The sequence below is a fragment of the Collinsella sp. AM28-11LB genome, assembly GCF_003469895.1.
GTDB lineage: Bacteria > Actinomycetota > Coriobacteriia > Coriobacteriales > Coriobacteriaceae > Collinsella.
The window spans coordinates 38,024-58,061 of record NZ_QSKJ01000004.1; the positions used below are offsets into that span (position 1 = coordinate 38,024).

A 20,038-nucleotide genomic window follows, 5' to 3' on the forward strand; every position below is an offset into this window, starting at 1 on the left:
CCATGGGTAAGCCCGGTGCTTTTCTTGATATCGATCGCGTGACCCACGAGCTTCGCCCCGTGGAGGAGCGCAGCCATGATTTTGATCCGCTGTACGTGGAGCTCGACGACGATGCGCGTCGCGCCCAAGCGAGCCGCTGCATGATGTGCGGTGTGGCGTTTTGCCAGATGGGCGCGAGCCTTGGCAAGGCACGCCCGAGCGGCTGCCCGCTGCATAACCTGATTCCCGAGTGGAACGAGCTGGTGTACCGCGGCCGCTGGGACGAGGCGGCCGAGCGCCTGTCGCTCACCTCGCCCATGCCCGAGTTTACGAGCCGCGTGTGTCCGGCGCTGTGCGAGGCCGCGTGCAACCTGGGTTCGGTCGACGGCCAGCCCACGACGATTCACGATAACGAGCGCGCGATTAGCGACCATGAGTGGGCCAACGGCGGTCCGCGCCGCTTTGAGCCGGCGGGGGAGGATGCGCCCACGGTCGCCGTGGTTGGTTCTGGACCGGCTGGTCTGGTGGCTGCATGGGAGCTTGCGCGTCGCGGCGCCCGTGTGACGGTGTTTGAGCGCGATGACCGCCCGGGCGGTCTGCTTATGTATGGCATTCCCAACATGAAGCTCGAGAAGTCCGTGGTCGAGCGTCGCGTGGCGCTCATGCGTGAGTTGGGCATTGTGTTTGAGCTGAGCGCCGATGTGACGGATCCTGCGGTGGCAGCCAAGCTCGATGGCTTTGACGCTGTCGTGGTGGCTGCTGGTGCCCGTGCCCCGCGCGGGCTTTCGGCTGCGAACATCGAAGCGCCCGGCGTGGTGTATGCCGTGGACTACCTGACGGCTTCGACCGTCTCGCTGCTCGATGGTGGCGAGCTCGCGGTGGACGCTCGCGGCCTGGACGTCGTGGTCATTGGCGGCGGCGATACCGGCAACGACTGCGTGGGTACCGCCGTGCGCCAGGGTGCGCGCAGTGTGCGCCAGTTTGAGTTTTTGCCGGCCGCGCCCGATAAGCGCGCGGCGAGCAACCCCTGGCCGCAGTGGCCTAACGTTAAGAAGACCGACTACGGCCAGCAGGAGGCTATCGCTGCGATGGGTGGCGAGATGCGTGCCTGGGGCGTGGATACGCTCGAGGTGCTGCTGGACAAGAAGGGTGCGGCTGCGGGCCTGCGCGTGGTCGATCTGGATTGGTCGGCGGGAAAGCCCGAGCACATCGCGGGCTCCGAGCACGAGGTGCCGGCGCAGCTGGTGCTCATCGCCTGCGGCTTTACGGGTCCGGAGCACAGCGTGTTCGAAGCTGTCGGCGTGCCTGTTGCCACGGCCGGGCGACCTCTGCCCGTAATGGCTGCCGAGGGTTCGCATCGTGCAGCTCGCGTGGATGGCGTTGCTGCGGATGCCGCGCCGGTGTTTGTTGCCGGCGACGCCCGCAACGGCAGCTCGCTCGTGGTGAACGCCATGGCCGACGCCCTGGCCTGTGCTACCGAAGTCGCAGACGCGCTGGAGCTGTAAGGCGGCTGTCCACAGCTGAATCGACAAGGGCTGTCCCCAACGGCTGGCCCAAATGGAACGTCCCCAAGTGCCGGCAGCTGGGGACGTTCCTTTTCTGTCGGCATTCGGGGACACTCCTTGCGGATTTGCGAGCGATTTGCTCGTTTGTCGACGTACGGGTGTTCATTTGTCGACTTTTTGGGCTGTGGTCACCTGTTGTTTCTGTGGTGGCTGCGGGCATCTGGCTCAAAAGGGCGGGTTGGCTGTCTATGTCTACCTGCGGTTTCTTTGCGGTGCGCTCATTCGGTCAAGCTTTTCGTCAAGTGTTTGGTCAGCATCTGGTTTGCAGCCGGAGGCCTATTTTGCCCGCGCTTGCCTCGGCTGCTCACCCTCCTCGTAAGCTCAAATTGAGGTCCATCAGTTTGAGGAGGATGCCATGACTGACCACGCTTTTGACCGAGCAGAGCTGGCTGAAGCCGTCGGCAACGATATTGCCGGCATGGCTCACTTTTGGATGCTGCGGAAGTTTCAATTCCTGGAGCCGGCACGCGAACAGTTCGAGATTATCGTCGACCCGTGGCTCAGCTATTGCGAGGAACCTTCTCAAAACGAAATCATGGCCTACAACATGGCGTTTACCGATTGGCTGCTCTTCGAGCGCCTCTATCGCCATGGCAAAACGCTGCTCGAGCTATATGTGGATGAGCCGCCGGCATCGCTTTCGCCTGCCTCGCTCAAGCGGCTCGAGCGGGTACGCGACACGCAGTATTTCTCGCGCTTTGGCATTTTGGACAAGGATCCTGCGTCCGGCATGGTCGTGCTGAAGGACACGCGCACCGATCATCGCTTTGATGTCTACGATCCGCATATCGTGCAGAAGGAGCACTGGAGTGACGGCGCGATTGCGGTGCGCCTCGCCTGCGTCGACGATGTCTGGCTTACGGCGGGACAGCTCTACCTGTATGACATCGCGCGGCTGAGCGATACGGCGGTCGATGGGCCGGGTGCGGTGCATCCGGAGGACCTGCAGGACGGCTTTGACACCTCGTGCATCAGCTTCTTCTTGCGTCTGGTCCGCGACATCATGGGCGCCCAGGGGCGGTACGTAAAGTCGCTCAACATCTACGAGCAGGAGTGGGAGTAGGGGATGGGCAGCTGTCGCCTGCCTTGCCTTCTGCCTTTTATGTCTCGATCTGTAACGTTTAGGGACAAAAAAACCGGTCTACCTGTTACAGATCGAGACGAATGCTTGGGCGCTGCTGGTTTGTCTAAATCTGTAACGTTTAGGGGCCTGGAGAACGTCTACCTGTTACAGATCGAGACGTTTGGCACCTGGTTGGGGGGAATGTCTCAATCTGTAACGTCTACAGGCTGAAAGTCGACCTTACTGTTACAGATTGAGACAAAGGCTGGAAGCGGTGCCGAAAGATCTAAATCTGTAACAACTAGAGGCTCAAAGACTGTCTTCCTGTTACAGATCAAGACATTTTTCAGCGGAGGCAACGGTGACGATGGTCCATTTGTCTGACGTGGTGGTGATGGAAGTGTCTAGTACCGTTTTCAAACACAAGCATACGACTCGCAACACGTTGGCACGGAACAGGATGCTCGCGCGGCTCACGGAGGCGACCGAACAAGGTGCACTGCTCGCAACGCATGACAATGCCGAGCTCATGTGGCTGCGACGCCATGTTGGAACCGACGATATCGCGGAGCCCGAGTCGTATCTGTTCTGTTTTCAACATGATTGGGATACGTTGACACCGGCGGAGCGAACGCTGCGTACCATCAAAGGGCTTGCGAAGTTTCATCCAGATTGGGCGTTTTGGGGTTATGACGCGGCACTTTTGTGGGGTTTGGAGGTGCCGAATGATCTGCTCGGGCCGCGTTTTCTTGTTAAGACGGGTTGTTCAGTGACGTTGAGCAGCGGGTGCAGGTTGTTGCGTCCACAGGTGGCGGGCACGCTCGAGCGTGTTGATGGCGTGCGGGTGACGTCGTTTTGGCGCACGGTGGAGGATTGCTTGCTGCGTGCGCCGTTCTCCTACGGGTTGGCGATTGCCGATTCTGCACTGCGGGCGAAAAGTGTATCACGTGGGGATTTGTGCGAGCGCCTCCGCGCCGATTGCGAGGGCAGGCGAGGGTATCGCAGGGCACAGGTGATCGCGTCGTATGCGGACGGGCTGTCCGAAAACGGCGGCGAGTCGCGGTTCCGAGCGTTCTTTATTGCGTACGGCTTTCCGGTTCCGGAGCTGCAGGTGGAGTTTCGCGACCCGCTCGATCCGAGCCAGGTGTTTCGGGTTGATTATTTCTGGAAGCTCGAGGACGGGACATGTGTCATCGGCGAGCTCGACGGGAAGGGAAAGTATACCCTGCAGGATGGTGGGGATCGGGAGTCGGTCGACCCATTCGTGGCAGAACGTCAGCGAGAGCCTCATCTGACGATGCTCGGGCACAAGGTGCTTCGGTTTACGTTTGATGAACTCAAGAACCCGGGGAAACTGGCTGAAAAGATGAGACTGGCGGGAATTCAACAGCGGGCCGATCTGGCTGAGGAATGGAGACGCCAGTGGTATGGGTGCTAAGGGGTGCAACTGACGCGAATGTGGTTGTTCCTGCCGAGTTTGTCTCGATTTGTAACATCTAGTGGCCCAAAAACCGGGTTTACTGTTGCAGATCGAGACGTTCGGCACACACGGCTGGGATATCGCCGCGCTGGCCTCTCTATCCTCACATCCTCCCTTTTCTCCGTTAACCGATACATCGACTGCATCTCCGTCGCCTTGGGCGATAATGGACAAATGTTCAAGTTAATCGTGAGGGAGGAGCTCGATATGGCGTCTGCCGATCGTTCCACGTTGTTTATCAATGCGACCGTCCTGGATGGTTCGGAACATATGGAGCCGCAACCCGATATGGCCGTGACTGTTGAGCGCGGTGTCATCACGTGGATGGGGCCGAGTGCTGTGGCGCAGGCGCCCGCGGGTGCCGAGGTTATCGACCTGGGCGGTGCGTATCTCATGCCCGGTCTCATCAATATGCACGTGCACCTGTGCGGCTCGGGCAAACCGGTCTCGGCCGGCGATGCGGGCGCGCTGATGAAGAAACTCGATAATCCCGTGGGCCGTGCCATCGTCCGCCGCATCCTCAAGGGCAGTGCCCAGCAGCAGCTGGCAAGCGGCGTGACCACGGTGCGCGGCGCGGGCGATCCGTTGTTTGCCGATCTCGCCGTGCGCGACGCTATCGACGCCGGCAGATATCAGGGTCCGCGCCTGGTAGCGCCGGGAACGGGCGTCACGGTGCCGGGCGGCCACGGTGCGGGCTTGTTCGCGCAGGTGGCCAACAGCCCCGTTGAGGCAGCCGAGCAGGTGCGAGACCTGTATGCGCGCGGTGCCGATGTCATCAAGCTGTTCGTGACGGGCGGCGTGTTCGACGCGACCGAGGTGGGCGAGCCGGGCGTGCTGCGCATGCCGGTCGAGGTTGCCGCGGCGGCGTGCAAGGCGGCGCACGAGGTGGGCCTGCCGGTTATGGCTCATGTCGAGAGCACCGAGGGCGTGAAGGCTGCGCTTCAGGCCGGCGTCGATACGATCGAGCACGGTGCCCCGATGACGCCCGAGATCTTGGAACTATACCGCGGCACCGCGGGCACTCAGCTTGAGGATCGTGCACCCAGCGTTACCTGCACTATCAGTCCGGCGCTGCCGTTTGTGCTGCTCGACCCGGAGAAGACCCATTCGACCGATACGCAAAAGAAGAACGGCGATATCGTGTGCTCGGGCATTATCGAGAGTGCTCGTGCGGCGCTGGAAGCCGGTATCAAGGTAGGCCTGGGCACGGACTCGAGCTGCCCGTTTGTGACGCAGTACGACATGTGGCGCGAGGTAGCCTATTTTGCCAAGTACGTGGGTGTGAGCAACGCCTTTGCGCTGCATACGGCCACGCAGGTCAATGCTGAGCTGCTGGGTCTGGGCGGCGAGACCGGCACGATCGAGTGCGGCAAGGCCGCCGATATCCTGGTGACGCGCGAGAATCCTCTGGATGATCTGTGTGCCCTGCGTGAGCCGGTACACGTAATGTGCCGCGGCGATCTGGTGCGCAAGCTGAAGGTGAAGCGCATCCCCGAGGTGGATGCCGAGCTCGACGCGATTATGGCCATGCCTGCCGAGGCGCTGGCCGAGGAGCTGACTCGCGACGGCGTGGCGTAGATGTGACAAAGGGACGACTCCATTACCGCATGCAAAAAGCCGAGGTCTCAACACGAGGCCTCGGCTTTTTTATCGAACAAATACTTAAGATTTGGGACAAACAAACCTGATTAATTTGTCCCGCGTGCGGGCGCTAGGAGCGCGTTTCCATCTTGGCGTGGCACTTGGGGCAGGTGACGCGGATTTTGCCCTTGCCCTTGGGGACGGAGAGCATCTGGCCGCAGTTGGGGCACTTGAGGTATGCCGTGGTCTTGCGACCCTTCCACATCTTCTTGGCCGTGCGCTTGGCGCGCTCAAAGTCTTCCTTGCTCGTTCCGGCTGCACGCGAGGCGCCTGTCGCTGAGGTGCCGCCGCCCAAACTGGCGACGAACTTGCCTAGGCCGGGGACGTTTGCGGTCACGGCGACAAAGGCCGCGTTCTCCTTGCGGCGCGCGTCGATGTTTTTGGACAGGCCGCGCAGCACGCCGAGCACGATCACAGCGATGGCGATCCAGCTGAGCCACTGGATGCGGGCCATCGATCCGATCATCGCGATGACGATGCCGGCAAAACCCATCACGATGGTGAGCTCGTCAGCACCATTGCGACCCTTCATAAAGTCATTCATGCAAATTGCCTTTCGTTCGATATGCTGCACGCCTTTATACCCGATTTAGAGCAAGGGGGACAGGTTAATCTGCGCCAATGTGGCGTAGACGTACCCGTCCCTGATGCACCATGATGGTGTAATGCAACCTGTCCCCTTTGCATCAGTTACTTGGCGAGCTTGTCGACGACGCGTTCGATCTCGGCGAGCTTAGCGGCTTTGAGGTCTTCGTCGCCCGATTCGATTGCCGAAGTCACGCAGCCCTCAATATGCGCCTTGAGCACGTCGGCGTTAATGCGCGCGAGGAGCGCCTGTGTGGCCATGAGCTGCGTGGAGATATCGACGCAATAGCGGTCCTCCTCGACCATCCGCAGGATGCCATCAATCTGGCCGCGCGCCGTCTTGAGCATGCGGGTCACCGATTTGTGGTCTGCCATCATGGCGGGTCCTCGTTTCTGATCGATGGGGTAGGTATCTCCGACGGCGCTAGGCAGCGGTCACCGAAAGGGCATGGAACTTCTCGCCGGCGCCCTCGACGGCGGCAGCGAGCTGCTCGGCGGTCACGGTGTCGGCGCACTCCACCTGGACGGTCTGAGTCTCGTGGTCGGCGTCGGCGTCGGTCACGCCTGCCACGTTGAGCAGTGCCGTCTCGACAGTAGCATCGCAGTGGCCGCACATAAGGCCGGAAGCCTTAATTGTGTAACGCATGGGTATTCCTCTCTGTTGTGCCGGCTTTCCCAGGCACCCGACCTTGACCTTCAAGCCGTCGCTCGCGTACCAAAGTACGCGACGCTCCTCTTTCAGGTCAATCTCGGGCACCCGGAAAACCCGTTCTAAATGGACGTAATAGTGATCCTATTTTGCCACTTTGGGCTTAATGGATTTCAGGCGCAGCGCGTTGCTTACGACACATACGCTCGACAGGCTCATGGCCGCGGCGCCAAACATCGGCGAGAGCTGCCACCCGGTGAGCGGGAAGAACACGCCCGCCGCCAGCGGAATGCCGATGCCGTTGTAGAACAGTGCCCAGAACAGGTCCTGTTTGATGTTGCGGATCGTGGCGCGCGAAAGCTCGATGGCACGCGCAACATCCATAAGGTCGCTGCGCATGAGCACCACGTCGGCGCCTTCCTTGGCGATGTCGGCACCGGTGCCGATGGCAAGGCCCACGTCGGCGCGCGCCAGGGCGGGGGAGTCGTTGATGCCGTCGCCCACCATGGCCACCATGCTGCCTGCGTCCTGCAACTCGCGCACATGGCGCTCCTTGTCGGCGGGAAGGACGTCGGCGATGACCTGTTCGCTGCTCAGCCCCACGCGGCGGGCGATGGCCTCGGCCGTCACGCGGTTGTCGCCGGTGAGCATGCGCACGTCGACGCCAAGCGAGCGCAGTGCGGAGATGGCCCCGGCGCTTGTCTCCTTGACCTCGTCCGCCACGGCAATGGTACCGACAAGCTCGCCGTTTTTGGCAAAGAACAACGGCGTTTTGCCCTCGGCGGCGAACTGCTCGGCAAGGTCGGCGGGCACCTCCACGCCCAGCTCGTCCATCAGGCGCGCGTTGCCGGCGGCGATGGCGTTTTGCCCCTCGCGTGCCGTAACGCCGCGACCGGGCGCAGCGGTAAAGTCCTCAACCGCGCGAGCGACAATGCCGCGTGTCTCGCACTCGGCCATAATCGACTCTGCCAGCGGGTGCTCGCTCTGGCGTTCCAGCGCAGCGGCAAGCTTCAGCAGCGCCTTCTCACTCGCCGCGGGTGACCCGTCAGCGCGCGTGGCTACCACGATATCGGTCACGGCAGGCTTGCCGCGGGTGACCGTGCCCGTCTTATCGAGCGCCACGGTGCCCACGCTGCGCAGGTTCTCCAGCGCCTCGGCGCTCTTGAACAGAATGCCCATCTCGGCGCCCTTGCCGGTGCCCACCATAATGGCGACAGGCGTGGCCAGGCCCAGTGCACACGGACAGCTGATCACCAGCACGGCCACGGCGGAGGTGAGCGCTTCGTTCACGCTGCCGGTCAGTGCCATCCACGCCGCAAAGGTCGCGGCCGAGATCACAAACACCACGGGCACGAACACGCCGGCGACCTTATCGGCCATACGGGCGATGGGCGCCTTGGTGGCGTTGGCGTCCTCAACGAGCTTGATGATTTTGGCGAGCGACGTGTCGGCGCCCACACGCGTGGCGCGGAAGGTAAACGAGCCCGTGCGGTTGACGGTGGCGGCGTTGACGGTGTCGCCGGCGGTCTTCTCCACGGGGATGGACTCGCCGGTGAGCGCGCTCTCGTCCACGGCCGAGCTGCCCTCGAGCACCACGCCGTCGACGGGGATGGACTCGCCGGGGCGCACGCGCAGGACCTGGCCGGGAAGGATGCTGTCGACGTCGACGGTGGTTTCGGTGCCGTCATCGGCAACGACGGTCGCGGTCTTGGGAGCCAAGTCGATGAGCGCCTCGATGGCGCCGCCGGTTTTGGATTTGCTGCGTGCCTCGAGGTATTTGCCCACGGTGACGAGCGACAGGATCGTGCCCGCACTCTCAAAATACAGGTTGTCCATGCCCGTCATCATGGCCTCGTGGACCTGACCCGCGGCCAGCTGGTCGGCCATGATGAACATGGCGTAGAGCGACCAGGCGATGGACGCGGTGGCGCCAACGGCGATAAGGGCATCCATGGTTGGTGCGCCGTGCGCGAGCGATTTAAACCCGTTGATAAAGTATGCGTCGTTGACGTAGACGATGGGGATGAGCAGGACGAGCTCGGTGAGCGCGAGCGTCATGCTGTGGGTGTGGTCGGTGAAGACGCCAGGCAGCGGCCAGCCGAGCATATGCCCCATGCCTATATAGAACAATGGGATGAGGAAGACGATCGAGGCGATGAGGCGGGTGCGCATGGCGGAGGCGGCGGCCTCCAGCTTTTTGGTGGGCGGCTCCATATGGGTGGCGCCGGATCGGGCTTGCGCGCTGCCGTTTAAGCCGACGGCACCGGTGCCCGCATCGATGGGCGAGGCAGAGTACCCTGCGCGATCGACAGCGGTGCAGATATCGTCGGGGGAGACCTGTGCGGGGTCGTAGTCGACCAACATGGAGCCGGCGAGCAGATTGACCGCGACGCTCTGGACGCCGCCGAGCTTGCTTACGGCGCGGTCCACATGCGCCTGGCAGGCGGCGCAGGTCATGCCGCCCACATCGAACTTATCTTGAGCCATGGCTTCTCCTTTCTGTGACGTAGCGTCGGAAATGTTAACCAGCTGATACTATACACCCATACCCCCTGGGGGTGTCCAGTGGAGATTGAAATGTATGACATTCTGATTATTGGTCGAGGTGATAGCCAGGTCGGCGGACCGTAGCCGGTCTAATGTCTCAATCTGTAACAACTAGACCCGTTTTTGTCGAGTAACTGTTACAGATCGAGACATTGCATCGAGCCACAACTTAACGTCTCAATCTGTAACACCTAAGGACCGTTTTTCCTGATAGATGTTACAGATCGAGACAGATCGCCCGCGGTCAACTCAAATGTCTTGATCTGTAACATCAAGAGAGGTTTTTGACCCCTTACTGTTACAGATTGAGATGTTGTCTCGCGGGGCTGGGGTTTGTCTCGTTCTGTAACATCTAGACCTGTATCTGCCGAGCTAATGTTATAGATCGAGACAATTGCCGGGGAGGGGTCCCGTCACGGCAAGACGCCCGCTCCCTAGATACAGAATCCGGGAATCACGCAGGTTCGCTTGTTTGGCTTTTCCGCAGGCGTTGCGTACGTAAAGACGTCGCCGTCGTGCCCCACGCGGTTCATATAGAGTGTGCCTTCGCTCTCCGATGTGTCGGGGCTCACCGTGCGCTCCCACCAACAGGTGTCCTTGCCCTTCCACTGGCGGACCATCGTCTCGTTCGTGGTATACGGACTTACCTTGAGCTCGCGGAAGAGTTGGTATTCCTTGCCCTCGCCGTTGTAGATATCTGCCAGGTAGTGAAAGTCCTCGGTAAATGACTCGGGTGGCTGATTGCCGCAGAGCTCGACCATGGCGGGCAGCCAAAGGGTCGCGGGCAGCTCGCTCAGGCACGAAGTGCTTTTGGTGGCGCCGACGTTGTTCGAGATCTTCTTAACCTCTTTAATAAGTGCGCGCAGCTCGCTTGGCAGCAGCTTGAGGCCGTCGCTGTCGAGCCATTCTCGCAGTTCGCAATCTGCCCAGCCGGCGTTCAATGCCTGCGTTGCGGCATCGCGCTCGGCAATACCTGCGTCAAAGATGAATGACAGACCGGCCTTGCCGTTGGTATCCGCCAGGTCGTCGTGAAGAATGCCCACGAGTTGCGCCCCGACCTCCAGCCCGTTGGTGAGCGTAACGCGCTTGGCACTCGGGTAGGGAATATGGCCGTCGTCGTCGAGCAGATGATAGCGCTTGGCAATCTCGCGTGCCTCGCTACGGGACTCCGCTGCCTTAATCTTGAGCGAAATCTCCTGCAGCTGATCCCAGGTGTAGTCGTCAAGCGTACCGCGGATGCCGTCCAGGTAGTCGGGGATGCCGAAGCCATGGGTTGCTGCCCCGATAACGCCGAGCCCCGCGACGGCAGCGGCAACGCCGCCGATGATAAAGCGCCGGCGGGTCATGGTGTCGCGTTGAGCCTGCTCCAAAAGCGCTCGGGCACGGTCGCCGGCGACATCGACCTTAAGGTGCGCGCCAGCATCGATATTGATGGGCTGGTTGGAGAGTCCCGGCGTGCTTACGGCCGATTCGCCCAGGTCGGGAGCGAATGCCAGCAAACCCTCGTAGAGCTCGCGTTCGGTGGGGCGCGATGCTTGGTCGGTCACGAGACACGACATGATAAGGTCGGCAAAAGCCTGGTCGTCACCCTTGTGGGCTACGAGTGGCTCCGGCTCGTTTTGCGTCTTGAGCAGGTAGTACGAGCAGACCTCTTGCGCCTGGTGCCTGGCGGCCCTAAAGGGAGTGTGCCCGCTGTACAGCTCGTAGAGGATGCTCGCGATGGCGTACACGTCGACGGCGGGCGAGCGACGCAGCACGGTGATATTGGGAATATCGCGGGTGAGCATCTCGGGCGCGGCATATGCCGGCGTGGCGTAGCGCCAAATGTCGGCGCGCTGCGTGAGCGTGTCGCTGCCCAGGGCCGGAACCGAGGAACCCATGTCGACCAGGCACGGCCTAAACGTCATTGTCTGCACCTGTTCGTCGATGCCAAGCTCGTTGGTGCGGAACATGATGTTCGCGGGCGACAGGTCGCGGTGTACAAGTGGCGTCTCGAGGTTTTGGGTCGACAGCAGCGTGCCCAGGACAGCGCAGCCTACCGATGCGGTGGCGGCACAAGTCACGCCCTCGCCGTCGTGCGGCAACATACTGGCCACTTTGTCGAGCGACGTACCCTCGATCCACTCCATAAGGATAAGCGGTTCGCCCCGGCACGTGCCATAGCCGTAGACGTGGGGAAAACCACGCAAGTGTGACACACGGCAGAGGTTTCGGTACTCCTCAAAAAGCGCGGCGGAGTTTGCCAGATGCATGGCAGATTCGTCTGCCGTACGCGACGGGGTATTGGTTCCCAGCGCACGCATGAGCGTGTTGTCCGCGAGCACTTTGACGGCGAATCGCTCGTTTGAGGTGTTATGCGCCTGCAGCACGAGGCCCGTGTTGCCGTTCGAGGAACGGTCGGCCGTGACCATGAGTGTCATAAAGCGGCGTTTGGCGAGCTCCTCGTCGGCGGGATTGACGGGGGCGGCGGTGTCGAACGACTCGAGCTGAAAGAGGACCGTCATCGAATCGGACTGCGGAGTGGTATCTGCCATGGTGACCTTACCTTGTGGTGTCGCGGGCGCGATCGCGCCGCTTCTTACCAAATAGACGTTGTACCCGGTACGCCACGTACGGCGCCGGGCACAATGCTAAATTGCGAGTTTCATAACCAAAAAACGGGTCGTGGCACCTAAGCAAATAGTGTCGCTGTGCCACAGGGGAACGGGCGGGTATTCGACGCCGGGTCTGCGTGTGTGGCGCGGCGGCTCGACCACGTGCTGGGACATATTCGCGCCCGAGATGAGTACGGTGCCGTTGGTAGAGCCCAGGCCCTGCACGTACCAGTAGCCGTCCTTGGCAAAGACGCGTGCGTGGCGGCGCGAGACATCGCGGTCGACATCGGTGATGGCACCGGTGCCCGTGGCGAGCGAACCGATTACGGTGCCGCCTTCGCCCTCGTTGAGCGGGTACAGCGGAGGCTTGGCGGCGTTACCCACAATGCGGATAAGCCCCAGGCGCTCGGCATGCTTGACCTCGGGCTCGACGGCGGCGGTAAAGCCCTCGCCTACGCTGAGCTCGGTGGTGGAGAAGTGCCCGCCCATCTTGTCGGTGATGAGCGTCTCGGTCACCTGCACGGCGGCTTGCGGGTCGCACAGGCAACCGCACGCCACAAACAGCGTGACCAGCGGTAGTGCACAATCGGCGGCCGTGGTGCCGGGCGCGGCGATACGGTCGCAGGCGTTGCGGTAGATACGGTCATCGAGCCCATAGGCGCTCAGAGACTCACGCATGGCCTCGGCGGCGTCGCCGCTGTAATGCTCTGCCACCATGGCGCGAGCCATTTCGCTGCCGCCGAGGTTGGCGATAAGGCGAGCGGTGATGTTTTGGGCCGTCTGGGTGATATCGGCAAACAACTCGGGGCGTGGGCGCTCGACGGGGGCGTGAACAACCTCGCGCGATAGGAACGTTCGCTCGTCCACGCGGTCGCGCGGTGCTTTGCCACCGGCCATGGGGGTGGAGCGCAGCAGCATCCAAGCGGTATCGCGATTGGTGATCCCGCCGAACTTGCGCAGATCGTCGAACATGACGGAGCGCGGTGTCTCTCGATCCATTGGTCCCCCCCCCTTGCGGTTGTAGCACACGGGTCAAATTTGTATGTAAGTGGATAGTCCAATCTACTATATCCGATTGGGCGGACTAAAACATGCACGTTAACGCCGTCTTTACATTGTTATAAACGGGCTTGGCGCAGGCGCTAGATAATCGCATCGAATTTGGGCATAACGCGCCAGTCGCCGGCATCGTCGAGCACGCCCCATTTGCCGCTGTCGTTGTCCTGTACAGGCAAAAAGACGTCGGACGAGGTATAGAAGATGTCGCCCATGGCACGGAACTTGGGCTCGACCTGCCAAGCGCCGCTCACCGTCGAACAACCCCAAAGACCAGTCGCCTGGTCCTTGACGGGTGCCCAGCCGTTGGCAAACTCGCGTGCCTCGGCAAAGGTGGCGGAAAATGCGCGTGTGCCGTCGGGCAGGATATAGCCCCACGAGCCGTCGTCGAACTGCACGGCGGCGCGGTTGCTGGCAAACCGACGGGCGGATTTAAACTGCGGCTCAATCTTCCACTGACCGTAGCCGTTGATGTAGCCCCAGGTGGTGCCGTCCTGTGTCGCGGGTCCCAGGCCGTTTGCCGAGTCCCAGCCCCCCAGGCCCCTAAAAGTCGGCGGCACGTCGTTGCGCTTGCCGGTCTTGATGTAGATATAGCCCCAGCTGTCCTCTTCGTTGCTCGAACGGTAGGGGACAAAGTTGCCCAGTACCATATCGCCCATGGCGTAGTGCTTGGCATCGACGATCCACTTGCCCTGACGGTTGAGCACGCCCCAAAAGCTGGTCTGCGCATCTTGGGCGACGGCACCGTAGTCGTTGAAGGGTCGGGTGTCCGAGAACTGTGGCTCGATGGCCCACTGTCCGTCCTGGTCGATGTAGCCCCACATGCCGGTGGCAGAATCGAGCGCGGCGGCAAGCCCGGCGCCGTAAAGCCGCATGTCGTTGTAAGTCGGCTTGGCCTTCCAGGCGCCAGTGTCGTTGATCAGTCCCCACTTGCCGTCGCTTTGGGCGGCATAGCGCATCTCCACGCTGATGGTGTTGGACGACGTCGCGGAGGTGTCGGAGCTGTCCGAAGCGTCGGAGTCGCTGTCTTTTTTGCTTTTGGACGAGCTGTCGTCGCTTTTGGCGTCTGCCGCAACCGCGGTGTCATTGCCGTTGTGTAGGTTACGCGACAGCAGGTAGGCGCCGCCACCAACAAGTGCCGTAAAGGCGAAGCCCCCCGCTGCGAGAAAAGCGCGGCGCGAGACGGACGTTGCTGCGGCGGCCGTCGTGGTGGCTGCGGACGCTGTCGAGGAAAGGCCGGCAGGGGCGACGGAAACAGCGGAGCCAGTGGATGCAGAAGGGCCTGCCGCCGCGCCACCGAAGATAGCGTTTTGTGCGACGGGTGCGGCGGTGCCTGCCGCGGGCGTCGCGGGTGCGTGCATGCCCGGCGTTGCGGACGTTGCCGAGGCGGCGGGCATGGACGCGGCGGCATCGGCGCCATAGGCCGCCCGGGGTGCCTCGAGCACAATCGGTACGGGCAGATAGGGCGCGCGGTCCTGATGCCCGTTGTCGAGCGGGGCGCTTTCGGCGGCGCCATCGGATGCTGCTGCAAATGGCTCAACCGGAGCGGCGACGTCATCGTCCAGCGGAAACATGACCGGCTGCGCGGTGTCGAACGTGGCCGGCACGGGCTCGTCGACGCTTGTCCCCGGGCCGATATAGGTTGTCTGGGCGTCCATGGCCCTGCTGCCCCAGACCGGCTCGGGCGTGGGCCAGTCGCCCAGCTCGCTCGATTGCCAACGACGCAGCAGGTCGAGCATCTGCTCGACGGAGGGACGCCGCTCCTGGTCGACGGCGAGTCCCGCCACGATAATGTTGATGAGCGCCTCATCGGCGGCAGTGCGGGCCTGCGGTATCTCAAAGGCTGTTTCGGTTTTGACGCGGTAGGGCGATGCGGTGCCCAGCGCCTGCAAGTTAAACGGGGTATGGCCGCAATACAGCTCGTAGAGCACGCTCGATAGCGCATAGATGTCGACGGTGGGGCTCAGACGCCTGGTCTCGATGCCCACGATATCGTGGGTGAGCATCTCGGGCGGCGCGTACTCGGGCGTGCCGCCACGCCAGACATCGGCGCGCACGGTAAACGTGGGGTCGATGGGGTTGAGCGCCGTGGAGCTGCCAAAGTCGATTAAACGGATATCGAAGTCAAGCTTCGCGAACTGGTCTTGGAGCGAGCGCTCGCTCGTGGCGACCATGATGTTGCGCGGCGAGATATCGCGGTGGGCAACGCCCGTGTCCAGGTGCCGTACGTTATTGAGAATGGAGAGCACGGCAACACCGATGGCCGCCACGGCATCGCCACGCACGCCGCCGTCCTCGTGGGGGAGCTGCGGAGTGATGCGCTTGAGCGTGGAGCCCTCGACCCATTCCATAACGATGAGCGGCTCGCCGTTGCTGGTGCCGTAGCCGTATACGCATGGAAAGCCCTTAAGGTGCGAGACGGTGAGCTGGTTGCGATATTCCTCGAACAGCACGGCGCGCATGCCGGCGGCGACGCGCTCGTCCGTGGTGTCGCTCGCATGCAGGCGCTTGATGGCAAAGATCTCGCCGGCGGTGTTGGTGGCGCGCTGGACTACGCCCGTGCCGCCCTGGCCGGCCTCGCTTTGGACGAGGAACATCGAGAAGCGGCGGCGCGATTCGTCGCGCTTGGCGGGATCAAAGGCAACCGCGGGCTCAAACGTGTCGAGTACGATGAGCTCCTGCTGTCCTTGATTGTCCATCTTCGCCCCCTTGGGTGTCGGTCGTGATGAGGCGCGGACGGCGACGGCGCAATTGCCGTCCGCTTTCGCGCGCAATGTCCAATAATATGGCTAGTTTCTCTCATTCGCGGTTGCGGCGCTGTTGAAAAACACCGTTTTGCGTGCAGATGTGCTGCCGCTGTGCGATGATGAGCGCATTTGAGAGGGGCCCACCGCGCCCTTATACCTAGACGAGAAAGGACCCACCATGGGTTTTCTTGATGAGATACAGGCATCGCTCGATCGTACGGCTGCGGATGCCAACCGCGCCCTGCAGGTTAACAGGCTCAAGAGCCAGATGAATGACGCCCTTAAGCGCCGCCAGCAGCTTGCCGGCCAGCTGGGCGCCAGCCTGTACGAGGCGACCAAGGATAACGCCGAGCTTCGTCAGGGCCGCGAGGAGCTTTTTGACGGCATCGCCGCAATCGACAACGAGCGCGCGCAGCTTCAGGCCCAGATCGACGAGCTCGAGCGCCAAGCGCAGGCGGCGGCCTATGCGTCCGCATTCATCGATTGCCCGTTTTGCCACAACCGTCTGCAGCAGTCCTCTATGTTTTGTTCGGGCTGCGGTAAGTCGATGGCCGAGATCCAGGCCGAGCTGGCACGCCAGACTCAGGCGGCTCCCGTGCCGGTCGATGCCCAGGTTGCTCCTGCCGATGGTGCGGCCGTGTGCCCCACGTGCGGCGCACCCGTGACCGAAGGCCATGCCTTCTGCATGAATTGTGGCCATAAGCTGGTTTAACCTGCAGGATTGGTCTTCGACGGAGACGGCGGGGGCAAAGCCTCAAAAATAAGTTGAAAGTTGCGCAACAACTTTGCGACAGCAGCGGTGAATATGGTCGTGCGGGCCCCAAAGGTCCGCACGACTTGTTGTTTGACCCCAAGGAGGTACCCGATATGTTCTGCCCCGGTTGTGGCGCCAAGATCGACGACGGCGCTCGTTTCTGCCCTGTTTGCGGCCAGCAGATCCAGGCGGCAACCGATGCCCCTGTGCACGCGGCCGCCCCGGCTCAGCCCGTACCTGCCGCCCAGCCCCAGGCGGCCCCCGCCTTTTCTGCGGCGCCCGCCGTGCATGCGGCTGCCCCCGCCTCTGCCGTGCATCCGGCCCTGTCCATCGCCCGCATCATCCCTTGCGCTCTTGCGGTGGTCGCGATCGTTCTCTCCTTTATGCCGTGGTTTAGCATCTCGCCCACGGTGGTGCAGGCATCGAGCTACGCGAGCCAGGGTGCCAATTTCCTAAGCCAACTTGCCGGCCAGAACACCGACTATTCGTCGAGCCTGGGCTTTGACGAGAGCTACAACGTCTGGAGCCTGGGCAAGGCCGGCGAGGTCGCCGTTACCTACCAGAGCATGTACGACTCGGCGTCCGACCTCGCCAGCTCGCTGAGCAGCTCCTACTACGATGACTATTCCGACTCGGGCCACGGTCGTGCTGTGAGCATCACTAATCCCAACTACGGCAAGGTTTCCTCCGGCGGTGTCTCCTTTATCTCGATGGCCGTTACCGCCTTTTGGGCCCTTGGCATGCTCGCCTCGATCGCCGGTATCGTGCTCTACCTCACCCATGGCCTCAAGGTCGTGCTTCCTGCTGGTTGTGGTCTCATGGTGCTCTCGGTGCTGGCCTTTGAGCTGCTGTACGCCAACATGATGAGTGCTATTGGCTCTGCGGCGACCACCCCCATCTTTACGGCGCTGTTTGCCATCGCAGCCGCCGCGCTCACCCTTGTACTGCGCGAGCAGAGTGTTCCGTCGGCTCACTAGAAAACCGTTGCTCAACACGACCGATTCGTGACCCATGGCGGCCGAGGACAACATCCCCGGCCGCTTTTCTTTTTCGTCTTTACCCTCGCCCAGCAGGCAAAACAAAAAAATTGTGATGAGAGGCAATGTTGCGCAACAACTTTTTGATTTTTGCCCTCATGGTATTGGTAGCAAAGAAAGGCAGGTGCTTACCAAGATGGATCAGACGACCGATAAGAAGAACGTCGCGGTGGCCCCGATCGACGCCAAGGTCGATATGGTTGCCAAGCTCGCCGGCGTCGACGGGCTCAAGCTCGTCTCGAGCGCGGCGGGCGGCACGCAGGTCTTTGTCGGTTCCTGCACGGCTGACGGGCTACGTGGCACCTCGTGCTCGCTCAAGCTCATCCGCGGCGACATCGATCACCTGCGTCGCCAGGGCGACTTCTTCCGTCGTGTCTCGGACACGCAGGCCGATGCCGGCGGTACCCTCACGCCCTCCTCGCATGGCTTGGCGCGTGTGCTCTTCCACGAGCTCGTTGCCCTGCCCGGGGATGACGCCGTGTTGGCCGTGGTGACCGTCATGGTTCCGGGCGTGTCGTTTGCCGACGTGGTGCGCACCTGCGCCACGGGCGTGCGCACCCTCTCGTTTGCGCAGTCGCTTTTGCTCGTGTCCTCGTGCTTTAAGGCACTTGCCCAGGCACAGGCCGCCTTTGGTGGGACGTTTGTCCATCAGGACCTTAAGCCCTCCAACATCGTGTTCGAGAGCGACCCCTTTGATCTGGCGCCCGACCTTTTGGGGGATATTCCCCGGGCCGCCCTCATCGATCTGGACTTTTCGTTTTTGGCCGAGGAGGGGGCGTATCGCGCCCGCCCGCATGGAACGCCGGGCTATCTGGCACCCGAGCTGCTGCTGGGGGAGGCCGATGGGGCACGCTACGCCCTGCCTGCGTCCGATGTGTTCTCGCTGGGCGTCCTTGCCCACGAGGCGCTCTGCGGCAGCCTGCCGTACCTGCCGGGTGCACCCGACGTCGGTGGCTCCGGCAGCGCGTGGCGGGATTTCCTCGGGGCTTGCCGGGACACGGGCGCCGAAGCCATTGCGGTGGACGAGGGCCTGCCGGCGGACGTGCGCGCCGCCATCGCGGCGTGCCTGGCCAGCGACCCCGGTGCTCGTCCAAAGGCGGCTCAGATGGCCCGAGCGTTTGACGACCTGGCTCGCCGCCACGTGCAGCTTAAGGGCGACTTTATTGGCGATCGGCACGTGATGGATGTGGTGACGCCCGTCACGTTGCTGTAATGCCGCCCGCACTGGCGGCGATGTTGAGTTACTGGACTGTTCCCGAGGTGTTGCGCAACAGCGCGGGAATGCGATGGCCCCTAAAGTTTGGGGTGCCGGGGAGTTAGGAAGGGGGGGGGCCTCATGGCGAGCTCCTCTCAGGTTTGCGATTGCGTTCACGAGCATGGCTGGGACAGTGCGTTCTACCGTTTTGCCGAGACCATCAGAAACCTGACGTGCGGCGGTTGCAACCACAAGCACATCTACGCGCTCGTGGGCACCCGTGGCAGGTATATCAACCACAGCAACCCGGTCGTTCGTAAGCGTACGGCCGCGGCGCTGTCCCGCCTGATGCATTCGAGCCGCTATGCAGCCGATATGCAGCAGGGCTATGCCGACGACAGCTCGGCGTTCTCCAAGGCCGCGACTTCGTTGATCGAGATGCTGCACGAGACGACCAAGCTGGACGATGCGGAGCTGTTTGACTACGCGCTCCACACCTCGTGGCCCGAGTTGCTGCGCGGACTGGAAAGCGAGCGTCGCGCCGGCCGCGAGGTCGATCCGATGCGCATGGCCTGCGAGTCGCGCGAGGTGGTGCGCTGGGGCGAGCAACAGGCCGCTTGCGATTGTGCCCCGCTTGCCGAGCTCTTCGCTGCCTGCTTTCGCACCATGGCCTTTGGCTGCCTGGACGATCGCTTCGCCCGCACGCTTTGTTCTCGTACGCCTGTGGAGTCCGATGACTCGCCGGCGGCGTGCGGCGAACGCGTGCCCGAAGGCGCTTGCCTGGTGCGCACCACGGTCGGAGACGAACCGTGTATCTCGGGCGTGTGGTGCGTGGATGCCGACCGGCCTTTTTCGATCGGGCGCTTTAGCAGCTGCGATGCAATCGAGGCCGACCCGGTGGTCTCGCGTCTGCACTGTCGCGTGTTCATGCTCGACGGCACCTGGTTTTTGGAGGATGGCGGAAGTACTCACGGCACGCGCGTCCTGCGCGGTGAGGACGATGCCTATTCTTGTGTTTTCGACAGCGGGGGAGAGAAGGGCCCCCGGGCCTTTCCGCTCGAATTCGGCGACCGCATTGTGCTCGCCGGTCGAATTACCTATTGGTTTTGCGCGCGCGACGCGCATGTTCTGACGATTGGTTAGCCA

Annotated in this window: 15 protein-coding genes; 8 read left to right on the forward strand and 7 right to left on the reverse strand. The window is 62.3% G+C overall.

Annotated features, from left to right (window positions below):
* The first annotated feature begins 2 nt into the window (after window positions 1-2).
* From DW732_RS03960 to DW732_RS03975, 4 genes are all read left to right on the forward strand, one after another.
* Entirely contained in the window at window positions 3-1,484 is a 1,482-nt protein-coding gene (locus tag DW732_RS03960; RefSeq protein WP_118098847.1) for a glutamate synthase subunit beta, read from the forward strand.
* A gap of 415 nt (window positions 1,485-1,899) precedes the next feature.
* Complete coding sequence (locus DW732_RS03965; RefSeq protein WP_118098848.1) at window positions 1,900-2,607, forward strand: hypothetical protein; 708 nt, start codon at window positions 1,900-1,902, stop codon at window positions 2,605-2,607.
* Between the two features lie 376 nt (window positions 2,608-2,983).
* Entirely contained in the window at window positions 2,984-4,045 is a 1,062-nt protein-coding gene (locus DW732_RS03970) for a hypothetical protein (RefSeq protein ID WP_158567342.1), read from the forward strand.
* Window positions 4,046-4,261: 216 nt separating this feature from the next.
* Window positions 4,262-5,665, forward strand: a complete 1,404-nt coding sequence (locus tag DW732_RS03975) for an amidohydrolase family protein (protein ID WP_118098850.1) — start codon at window positions 4,262-4,264, stop codon at window positions 5,663-5,665.
* 133 nt (window positions 5,666-5,798) lie between these two features.
* Here the strand turns inward: DW732_RS03975 and DW732_RS03980 are convergent, their stop codons facing one another.
* The 7 genes from DW732_RS03980 to DW732_RS04010 form a co-directional block, all read right to left on the reverse strand.
* On the reverse strand, window positions 5,799-6,272 hold the full coding sequence (locus tag DW732_RS03980; protein WP_117763177.1) for a hypothetical protein: 474 nt from the start codon (window positions 6,270-6,272) through the stop codon (window positions 5,799-5,801).
* A gap of 146 nt (window positions 6,273-6,418) precedes the next feature.
* Window positions 6,419-6,691 (reverse strand): metal-sensing transcriptional repressor, encoded by a 273-nt coding sequence (locus tag DW732_RS03985; protein ID WP_117763176.1) that lies wholly within the window; start codon window positions 6,689-6,691, stop codon window positions 6,419-6,421.
* A gap of 46 nt (window positions 6,692-6,737) precedes the next feature.
* The gene (locus DW732_RS03990; RefSeq protein WP_118098851.1) at window positions 6,738-6,959 is read right to left on the reverse strand and encodes a heavy-metal-associated domain-containing protein; all 222 of its coding nucleotides are present in this window, start codon (window positions 6,957-6,959) and stop codon (window positions 6,738-6,740) included.
* Between the two features lie 147 nt (window positions 6,960-7,106).
* Complete coding sequence (locus DW732_RS03995; RefSeq protein ID WP_118098852.1) at window positions 7,107-9,449, reverse strand: cation-translocating P-type ATPase; 2,343 nt, start codon at window positions 9,447-9,449, stop codon at window positions 7,107-7,109.
* A 494-nt stretch (window positions 9,450-9,943) separates the two neighbouring features.
* On the reverse strand, window positions 9,944-12,043 hold the full coding sequence (locus tag DW732_RS04000; protein ID WP_118098853.1) for a DUF6273 domain-containing protein: 2,100 nt from the start codon (window positions 12,041-12,043) through the stop codon (window positions 9,944-9,946).
* A gap of 96 nt (window positions 12,044-12,139) precedes the next feature.
* Window positions 12,140-13,102, reverse strand: a complete 963-nt coding sequence (locus tag DW732_RS04005) for an FHA domain-containing protein (protein ID WP_118098854.1) — start codon at window positions 13,100-13,102, stop codon at window positions 12,140-12,142.
* 143 nt (window positions 13,103-13,245) lie between these two features.
* Window positions 13,246-15,858, reverse strand: a complete 2,613-nt coding sequence (locus tag DW732_RS04010) for a WG repeat-containing protein (protein ID WP_118098855.1) — start codon at window positions 15,856-15,858, stop codon at window positions 13,246-13,248.
* A gap of 226 nt (window positions 15,859-16,084) precedes the next feature.
* Between DW732_RS04010 and DW732_RS04015 the strand changes: the two genes are divergently transcribed.
* From DW732_RS04015 to DW732_RS04030, 4 genes are all read left to right on the forward strand, one after another.
* Entirely contained in the window at window positions 16,085-16,618 is a 534-nt protein-coding gene (locus DW732_RS04015) for a zinc ribbon domain-containing protein (RefSeq protein ID WP_118098856.1), read from the forward strand.
* 155 nt (window positions 16,619-16,773) lie between these two features.
* Window positions 16,774-17,637, forward strand: coding sequence for a zinc ribbon domain-containing protein (locus tag DW732_RS04020; RefSeq protein WP_118098857.1), 864 nt, complete (start codon window positions 16,774-16,776; stop codon window positions 17,635-17,637).
* 196 nt (window positions 17,638-17,833) lie between these two features.
* A complete protein-coding gene (locus tag DW732_RS04025; protein WP_158567343.1) occupies window positions 17,834-18,910 on the forward strand; it encodes a hypothetical protein in 1,077 nt (358 codons plus the stop codon).
* A gap of 123 nt (window positions 18,911-19,033) precedes the next feature.
* The gene (locus DW732_RS04030) at window positions 19,034-20,035 is read left to right on the forward strand and encodes an FHA domain-containing protein (protein WP_118098859.1); all 1,002 of its coding nucleotides are present in this window, start codon (window positions 19,034-19,036) and stop codon (window positions 20,033-20,035) included.
* The last annotated feature ends 3 nt before the right edge of the window (window positions 20,036-20,038 follow it).